Source organism: Microbacterium sp. Bi128 (assembly GCF_918698205.1).
In genome coordinates, this window is record NZ_CAKKMM010000164.1 from 1 (window position 1) to 8,309 (window position 8,309).

Here is an 8,309-nt window from a genome sequence, read left to right on the forward strand (position 1 = left end):
GTCCGTCACAGGGTGTATCCGTGCGGCTAGGCTCGGGGTTCGGGGATGATTGCGGGGGATGACGTGTCCACAGCTCAGGAGGTGACGCGTCGCTACGCGATCGACCGGTATCGCATCGTCGGGGCCGTTCCCGAGCCCGACCTGCAGGGGCTCGTGGAGTTGGCGGCGACCATCTGCGGTGTGACGACAGCGGTCATCAACGTCATCGACGACCGAGCGCAGCACCAGGTCGCGGCGGTCGGAATCCGCGCGGCATCCTGTTCCCTCGAAGACTCCATGTGCGCCGCGGTCCTGGTCGATCCGCGTCGCGTCGTCGTGGCGGACGCCCGACGGGACCCGCGGTTTCGTGAGAACCCTTTCGTCACGGGAGAAGTCGCCCACGTCCGCTTCTACGCGTCCAGTCCGCTCGTCACCCCCGCGGGCGTGGCCATCGGCACGCTGTGCGTCTTCGATGACGAGATCGGCGAGCTGTCGGATGCCAGCGCGCACGCGCTCGACCTGCTCGCTCACCAGGTGATCGACGTTCTGGAGCTGCGGCGGGCGACGCGGGATCTCACCGAGTCGAACACCCAGCTGGAGCAGTTCGCGACCCAGGTCAGCCATGACCTCCGAAATCCGCTGACGGCGCTGGCCGGGTTCCTCGAACTCGCCGCCGACAGCCCGGAGATGGTCGATGCGCCCCACGCGGCCCGGTCGCTTGCCCGCGCCGAGTCCGCGGCCGCGCGGATGACGACCATGGTCACCGACCTGCTCGATTTCGCGCGGGTCGGGGGATCGCGCCCGCGCTTCACCCGCGTCGACGCGGCGGAGATCGTCGATGCGGTGCGGGAGGACCTCGACGACGCCGTCGTCGGTGCGGGCGCCGAGATCGTCGTGGATGCCGCGACCTTCGTGCGCGCCGACGACACGCTTCTGCGCGTGCTCCTGCAGAACCTCATCGCCAACGCCGTGAAGTTCACCGTGGCGGCGGGACGCGTCCCGCGCGTCGTCGTGACGGTGCAGGAGCTGCCGGACGGATGGCGCCTGGTGGTCGACGACAACGGGGATCCGGTCGATCCGGCTCTCCGCGACCGCATGTTCGAGCCGATGCAGCGCGGGCACGACGCGGAGGTGCAGGGCCTGGGCATCGGGCTGGCAACGTGCCGTCGGATCGCGCACGCCCACGGGGGACACATCGGCCTGGACGAGTCGCCCGCGGGCGGGACGCGCGCGTGGGTCGTGCTGCCCGCTGCATGATCCATTAACGGGCGCGCTGCGCCCGCGCAACCATCGTGACCTCTCGACCCGCGGCCCCGTAGCGTGGTCGATATCCGGTCGGAAGTCCGGGCTCCGGCCCGTCTCTCGGACCGAGGACGAGGAGGAGTTCCCCCGATGGCTCGCAATGTGCGACTGCTGCAGTGCTCACCCGACGATGTCTTCCGCGTTCTGGCCAACGGATGGCTGTATCCGCTGTGGGTGGTGGGCGCCTCGCGTATGCGCGACGTCTCCGAGGCGTGGCCGGCCGAAGGTGCGGAGCTTCATCACTCGTTCGGTTCTTGGCCCGCGCTCGTGAACGACACGACCGTGATGCGCGTGTGGGAGCCTCCGTACCGCGCGGTCCTCGAGCCGCACGGGGGTCCGATCGGTGTCGCGCGGGTCTCGATCGACGTCAAGGCCCGCGGTGAGGTGTGCGTCGTGCGTCTGCAGGAAGAGCCGGTGACGGGCCCGACGAAGCTGCTGCCCGACGTGGTGTTCGACGCGATCACCCGATGGCGTAATGCCGAGACGCTCCACCGGCTGGCGTACCTGGCCGAGGGTGGGGCTCCGGGAACCACCGGGGGCGCCGCGGCGATCGGCCGGGCCTCGACGGCGGAGCAGGAGCCGGTGCAGCGATGAGCGAGAGCTATGACGCCATCGTCGTGGGGTCGGGCCCGAACGGTCTGGCTGCCGCGGTGACCCTGGCGCGGTCCGGGCTTTCGGTCGCCCTGTACGAGCGTCAAACGACGCTCGGCGGCGCGGCCTCCACCGGCGAGTTGACTCTCCCCGGATTCCGTCACGATCTGGGGTCGGCGGTGCATCCGCTCGCCCTGGAGTCGTGGTTCTTCCGCGAGTTCGGGCTGGAACGGCGCATCCCCTTCGTCGTCCCCGAGGTCTCGTTCGCCCACCCGCTGGACGGCGCCCGCGCCGGCCTGGCCTTCCGCGACCTGGACCGCGCGGCCGAGGCGATCGGCCGCGACGGAGCGGCGTACGCGCGACTCATGTCGCCGCTCGTGTCGCATCTGCGCGGGGTCGCCGACTTCACCGGCAACGCGCTGCTGCGGGTACCCGGTGACCCTCTCGCGGCGGTGTTCTTCGGTCTCCGGGCCCTCGAGCAGGGCGGCCCCTGGTGGAACGCGCGATTCCGCGAGGACACGGCTCCGGCGATGATCACGGGCGTCTCGGCGCATTCGATCCTGGCGCAGCCGAGCCTGGCGGCGGGCGGCGCGGGACTGGTCCTGGCCACCTACGCCCACGGTCGCGGCTGGCCGATCCCCGTGGGGGGCAGCCAGTCGATCACCGATGCGATGGTGGCCGATCTGCGCGCGCACGGGGGTGTCGTGCACACGGGTGTCGACGTCGCCGACCTGCGGCAGCTTCCCCCCGCGCGTGCCGTGCTGCTGGACGTCACGCCGCGGGCCCTCGTCCGACTGGTGGGTGACCGGATGCCGTGGGCGTACCGCCGTGCGATGGAGCGCTTCCGCTACGGCGGCGGGGTGGCCAAGATCGATTTCGCTCTGTCCGCCCCGGTGCCCTGGGCCGATCCCGATGTCGCCCGGACGGGGACGGTTCACATCGGCGGGACGCGCGCCGAGATCGCCGCGGCCGAGAACGCGGTGGTCCGGGGGGAGCTCCCGGATGCGCCGTACGTGCTGGCCTCGCAGCCGTCGCTGTTCGATCCCACCCGTGCGCCCGCGGGACGTCACGTGCTGTGGGCGTACACGCACGTCCCGGCGGGGAGCGCCGTCGACCGCGAAGCGGCCGTCGTCGCGCAGATCGAGCGCTTCGCCCCCGGGTTCCGCGACACGATCCTGGCCTCGTCGTCCCGTACGGCGGTCGACATCGCCGGGTGGAACCCCAACTTCCCGGGCGGAGACATCTCGGCGGGCGCGCCGTCGCTGCCGCAGCTGGTCGGTCGGCCCGTCTACAGTCCCGACCCGTGGCGGACACCGGTGCGGGGCGTGTACCTGTGCTCGTCGTCGACCAGCCCCGGCCCGGGTGTACACGGGCTCGCGGGGTGGCAGGCAGCGCTCAGCGCGCTGCGTCACGAGTTCGGGACCCGGTTGCGCCCCGACCTCGCTCCGCGGGACGATCAGCTCGCGCCCGGGTAAGGGGCCGTGGCCCGCTGCCGGATCCGTCCGGCAGCGGGACGGCTCAGTCGATCGGGCCGGCGGGGGACGCGTCGGTGTCGGCGGACTCGTCGGCGTCGTGCTGCGCTGCGGCACCCTCTTCGGGTGACTCGGAGCCGGCGCCGTTGCTGTCGGCGTCGGGGGCGTCGTCGTCCGGGCGGTCGGATGCGGTGTGGTCGGTCATGAGACTCCCATCCTCGTGCGCCGGGGGATCGGCGACCCAGCCGACGCTCGCATATCCCGCGACCGGTGTCCAGGGCCTGGCGCGCGAGTGCGGACTACCGTGCGAGGATCCCGGGGCGCGCGGAGAACTCGGGGCTCTCGGCATCCTCGATATCGTCCGCGTCGTCGCGGAGGTCGAGTGCCGCGGTGGGACTCACAGGAAGGGCGCGAGAGCGCCGGCGGTGAGCGCGAACGCCATTGCCGCGCTCCCGGCCGCGGTTGCGAGAATCACGACGGCGCGTTCGGTGCGGCGCCGCTGGGCGGTGTTGACCGGATCGGTGGTGGAGCGCAGGGACGACTTCGCGATCTCGAGCTCGTCGTAGCGTCCGATCGGCACCCCGTGTGCGTCGCGGGCGACGAAGCCGCCAGCCACGCGATCGACGCAGCCGAAGTACTCTCCGTCGCGGTGCGCGACCCAGAACCCGGAGTCGACCTTGGCCCACATCACCCGTGCATGGGTGAGCGCGGGGAAGGATGCCACGGTGGGGGCGGACATCTCAGGCCGCCGTTCGCATGGCGACGCGTCGGGCGGGCGCGGCGGGCCGAGTGGTCGACGGGCGGGCAGCGGGATCGGCCGAGGGGATCTCGGCGTCGAGAGCGACGACCAGGCCCGCCGAGGAGTTGGCCATGTCCGCCATGTCCTTGAGGATCTGGGCGTTCAGCTGCTCGGGCTCGGCGCTGTCGAAGACGAACCGCAAGGGGATCGCGGGCTGCAGCCAGAGGGTGGAACGACCGGGGGAGCCGTCGACGTGGGTCCAGCTGAGGGTGAAGCTCTCGCTCCGGCGAAGCTTGGTCGCCGTGACGACCTTGAGGTGCGAGAGGAGGCGGTCCGGAATGCGGATGGGGTCGGTCGCTGTGCCGTAGTAGAGGGATCCCATGGCGAGCTCCTTTCGGTCGTTTAGCTACGGGAAGAACATACTCGTTTAGTAACTAGTTTGTCGAACTATTTGTTCCGTTGTATGATTTCCCGAACGACGACAAGGGGCGTACGCCATGACGGACATGCGTGCGGTGTCCCAGAGCCTCTCCCCCGGAGATCGCAACTCGGACACCTACTGGTACGGCGAAGAACCCGGTGATCGGCGAGCGCGCAGCAAGGCGGTTCTCGAAGCTCTGCGCGTCTATCGCGCGGCAGAGCTGGCGATGCGGCGACGTACGCGCGATTCCATGTCGATGGGCGAGAACGAACTGCTCGTCCTGCGTTACCTGCTCCGCGGATCCGACGCGAAGGTCCGCCCCGGCGAGCTGACGCGGTATCTGGGGCTGTCGACCGCGTCGACGACGGCGATCCTCGATCGTCTCGAGCGGTCCGGTCACATCACCCGCATCGCCAACCCGGACGACCGGCGCAGCATCTTCATCCACGCCACCGATCGCGCGCATGCCGAAGTGCGTCAAACGCTCGGCAACATGCACGATCGCATGCTGGCCGCCGTGATCGACATGTCCGCTGAGGAGTCCGCGGTCGTCGTGGACTTCCTCCACCGCATGAGCGATGCGGTCGATGGCGTCGCGGTCGACGCCGGATCCCAGCCGTCATCGTGATCTACGTGCTCGTCGGCGGCCCGCGCGACGGACAGCACGTGGACGACCTTCCGCGGGGGTACCGCCTCAGTATCGACGACGCGCCTCCCGCGCGATTCGCGGAATTCGACACCGCGCGCGCGGTGTGGTTCGAGCTGGATGCCGCGATGTTCCGGTCCGCCCAGCGCCGCGACTGACGCCGCGTATCCCACCGGTCGGATCGACGCAACCCGCCCCCCGGGGGCGGAGCGGGCTCGTCACGCTGGAACGCATGAGATGTGTGACGTACGCCGGAGAGACCGTGATCACGACGAACGACGTCGCCGCTTCCCTCGTGGAACTGACCGCCGCCGTGGCCAAAGAGGGGCAGGCCGAGGCCATCAGCATCCCCATCGTCACCGACGACAACAAGGTGGCGCAGGCCGAACTGGTGATCGGGATGGGTAACAACGTGTTGTCGGCGCCGTTGGACTGGGAGGGCGAGGAGCCCGACTTCTCCGCCGCGTCCGACGACCTGCGCAACCACCGGCTCTTCCCTCGGTCCGCCCTGCGGCTCGTCGAGCCCGAGAGCGGCCCCGACGAGGCCCTCGTGGACTGGGACTTCGACCACCCCACCCAGGCCTGACCGCCGAGGGTGTCCGTCGATGGGCCCCGCCGGTCAGCGGGGACGGATACACCGCGGGGTGGATGACACCCGTACGCCGCTGTGGAGACGATGGATCGTCAGTTCGCGTGTCGCGCGGGGTGACGTTCACCCGATCGGAGCCCCATGTCGCCGACCGCCGTCGTCTCGCCCCCGCCCGCGCGGGATGCCCCACCGAACCACACGGTCTCGGTGCCTCCCGCCTCCGCGGGGCCGTGGCGGATCCTCGGTCGGTTCCTCCCGCCGAACGCCACCCTTGCACTCGCCGGGGTGATCGCCCTTGTCAGCATCCTCCAGGTGCGTCGGAGCGTTTCGTTCGGTGACGGCCCGTTCGACGTGCGCGAGATCGCGCGGAGTCTCTTCACGGTCGAGGACCTCGCGCTGCTGCCGGTCGTCCTCATCGCGGTCCTGGTGGTCGGTGTGTTCGCGGAGCGCGCGATGGGACCGCGTCGGATGCTCCTCGCCTTCCTCGGTGGCGGGCTGGCGACGTCGGTCGTCGGGGTGGCGGTCGGGGTCGTCGAGGGGGCATTCCTGGCGGGCCTCCCGCTGAACGACGAGCCGTTCACGGGAGCGCCGCCGGTCGCCGCGCTCCTCGTGGTGGCGATGACCGCGAGCTGCTTCCTGGGGGCGCTGTGGCGACGACGCGTGCGCTGGGCGAGCACCTTCCTGGCGGTGACGCTGTTCCTGTACTCCGCTTCCGCCAACGACCTGTACGCGCTCATCGCGCTGCCCGTCGGACTCGGTCTCGGCACGTTCCTCGGCGGACGGCGGGCGACGCTGCGCGTGCAGCGCAGTTCCCACCACGAGACGCGTGTCCTCCTGGCCGCACTGACGGCTGTCACCGCCGTGGGGCCGGTCGTGGCGACCCTGTGGGGGAGCGGCTCCGGGCTGCTCTCGATTTACGGCTGGCTCTCGTGGGATCCGCTCACCGTCGTGGATGGGCGCGTGTGCGTCCCCGGGGCCGCCGCCCTGGTCGCCTGCCCGGCGGGCGGCTGGTCGACCGGTGAGCTCCAGCCCCACGCGGGCTGGATCGCCGTCCTGCCGTTGGCGGTGCTCCTGGTCGCGTCCTGGGGCATCCTGCGCGGACGCCGCGGCGCCTTGGGCATCGCGATCGCGGTCAATCTGCTCGTCTTCGCGGGGATGGCCTACGTCTTCGCCGCCGCCGAGCCCGCCACCATCGCCGCCCTGGCCGTCGCGCGCGATGCGGACGACGCCTCGTACGGGTGGCAGACCCTCGTCGGGGCGGTGGTGGGGGCGTTGGTTCCCTTGGCGGTCGCGATCACGCTGTTCGTCTTCCGGCACGCCGCGCGGATCGGGTCGGCGGGTGGGGCCCGTGCGCTCTTCCTCGGCACCGTGGGTCTCGCGGCGTTCGGGGCCTCGGTGACGGCGTTCGTGGGGACCATCGCGCTCTCGAACCACTTCGCGCCCGAGCCGGGGCCGTCGGCGGTGGCGCAGGGACTCGCCCTGCGCCTGCTCCCGCCATCGCTGCTGCCGGCTGAGTCGGTGGCGTACGTGCCTCAGACGGGGTGGGCGCAAGCGGTGTGGTACGCGCCGTCGGCGGTCTTCTGGGTGGTGTGTGTGATCGCCTCGATCCGCTTCGTCCTGAGCCCCGGGTCGGTGGAGCGCTCAGGGGACGGCACCCGCGCCCGTGCCGTGCTGGCACGGGGTGGCGGGGGCTCCCTGTCCTTCATGACCACGTGGCCGGGGAACACGTACTGGTTCGCCCCGGACGCAGACGCGGCCATCGCCTACCGCGTGCGCGGGCGCATCGCCGTCACCCTCGGCGGGGCGTTCGGGCGCGACCGTGCTCGCCCCGACGTCGCTCGGGCCTTCGTCGATTTCTGCGGCGAACGCGGCTGGACGCCGGTGTTCTACAGCGTCGACGATGCCGAGAGTGCGTCCCTCGAGCCGCTCGGCTGGAGCAGGACGCGGGTCGCCGAAGAGGCCCGACTGGATCCGCTGACGTGGACGCCCGCCGGGAAGAAGCGCCAGGACGTGCGCACCGCGACCAACCGCGCGGAACGCGAGGGCCTGCGCGCGGAGTGGACCTCGTGGGCGGAGCTGTCGTTCCGCGACCGCGCGCAGATCCGCGAGATCTCCGAGGCCTGGGTCGCCGACAAGACGATCCCCGAGATGGAGTTCACCCTCGGGGGCGTCGATCAGATGGCGGACCCCGAGGTGCGCATGATGATCGCGCGGGACGCACGCGGCCATGTGGTCGCCGTGACCAGTTGGATCCCGGTGTACGCGGCATCCGGTGTCCAGGGGTATGCGCTGGATGTCATGCGTCGCCGCCACGACGCGATGAACGGCGTGATGGAATTCGTCATCGGGGCCGTCGTCGAGCGGCTGCGGGCCGAAGGATGCCGCGTCCTGAGCCTCTCCGGTTCGCCCCTGGCCTTCCATCACGAGGACCCGGATGTCGATCTCGACGGGGTCGAACGCTTCCTTCGGCAGTTGAGCGCGCTGCTGGAACCGGCATACGGCTTCCGATCCCTGGCGAACTTCAAGAAGAAGTTCCAGCCCGAGTTCACCCCGATGTGGATGATCTACCC

Annotated in this window: 10 protein-coding genes; 7 read left to right on the top strand and 3 right to left on the bottom strand. The window is 70.9% G+C overall.

Translation table 11 applies throughout. The features are described 5' to 3' along the window. Nucleotides 1-63: 63 nt before the first annotated feature. The 3 genes from LQV45_RS12905 to LQV45_RS12915 all read left to right on the top strand — a co-directional run bounded on the left by LQV45_RS12905 (nt 64) and on the right by LQV45_RS12915 (nt 3,347). Nucleotides 64-1,236 carry an ATP-binding protein gene (locus tag LQV45_RS12905; protein WP_230007375.1) on the top strand — a complete coding sequence of 391 codons (1,173 nt, stop codon included), beginning with the start codon at nt 64-66 and terminating at the stop codon, nt 1,234-1,236. 135 nt (nt 1,237-1,371) lie between these two features. Continuing rightward, a complete protein-coding gene (locus LQV45_RS12910; protein WP_230007376.1) occupies nt 1,372-1,875 on the top strand; it encodes an SRPBCC family protein in 504 nt (167 codons plus the stop codon). Beyond that, nucleotides 1,872-3,347 carry an NAD(P)/FAD-dependent oxidoreductase gene (locus tag LQV45_RS12915; RefSeq protein ID WP_230007377.1) on the top strand — a complete coding sequence of 492 codons (1,476 nt, stop codon included), beginning with the start codon at nt 1,872-1,874 and terminating at the stop codon, nt 3,345-3,347. Before LQV45_RS12910 ends, LQV45_RS12915 begins: the two co-directional genes overlap by 4 nt. 43 nt (nt 3,348-3,390) lie before the next feature. Here LQV45_RS12915 and LQV45_RS12920 read toward each other — a convergent pair whose 3' ends face one another. The 3 genes from LQV45_RS12920 to LQV45_RS12930 all read right to left on the bottom strand — a co-directional run bounded on the left by LQV45_RS12920 (nt 3,391) and on the right by LQV45_RS12930 (nt 4,465). Beyond that, nucleotides 3,391-3,549 (bottom strand): hypothetical protein, encoded by a 159-nt coding sequence (locus tag LQV45_RS12920; protein ID WP_171024413.1) that lies wholly within the window; start codon nt 3,547-3,549, stop codon nt 3,391-3,393. Between the two features lie 192 nt (nt 3,550-3,741). Continuing rightward, entirely contained in the window at nt 3,742-4,083 is a 342-nt protein-coding gene (locus tag LQV45_RS12925) for a hypothetical protein (protein WP_230007378.1), read from the bottom strand. Nucleotide 4,084: 1 nt separating this feature from the next. Further along, nucleotides 4,085-4,465 carry a hypothetical protein gene (locus LQV45_RS12930; protein ID WP_230007379.1) on the bottom strand — a complete coding sequence of 127 codons (381 nt, stop codon included), beginning with the start codon at nt 4,463-4,465 and terminating at the stop codon, nt 4,085-4,087. A gap of 115 nt (nt 4,466-4,580) precedes the next feature. On the opposite strand from LQV45_RS12930, the gene LQV45_RS12935 reads away from it, so the two are divergent. The 4 genes from LQV45_RS12935 to LQV45_RS12950 all read left to right on the top strand — a co-directional run. After that, a complete protein-coding gene (locus LQV45_RS12935) occupies nt 4,581-5,132 on the top strand; it encodes a MarR family winged helix-turn-helix transcriptional regulator (RefSeq protein ID WP_230007380.1) in 552 nt (183 codons plus the stop codon). After that, entirely contained in the window at nt 5,129-5,308 is a 180-nt protein-coding gene (locus LQV45_RS12940) for a hypothetical protein (RefSeq protein ID WP_230007381.1), read from the top strand. Before LQV45_RS12935 ends, LQV45_RS12940 begins: the two co-directional genes overlap by 4 nt. Nucleotides 5,309-5,382: 74 nt before the next feature. Further along, entirely contained in the window at nt 5,383-5,736 is a 354-nt protein-coding gene (locus tag LQV45_RS12945; protein WP_230007382.1) for a hypothetical protein, read from the top strand. Nucleotides 5,737-5,880: 144 nt separating this feature from the next. Next, nucleotides 5,881-8,309 (top strand): bifunctional lysylphosphatidylglycerol flippase/synthetase MprF (locus tag LQV45_RS12950; RefSeq protein WP_230007383.1); only part of this gene is annotated, 2,429 nt, incomplete at its 3' end.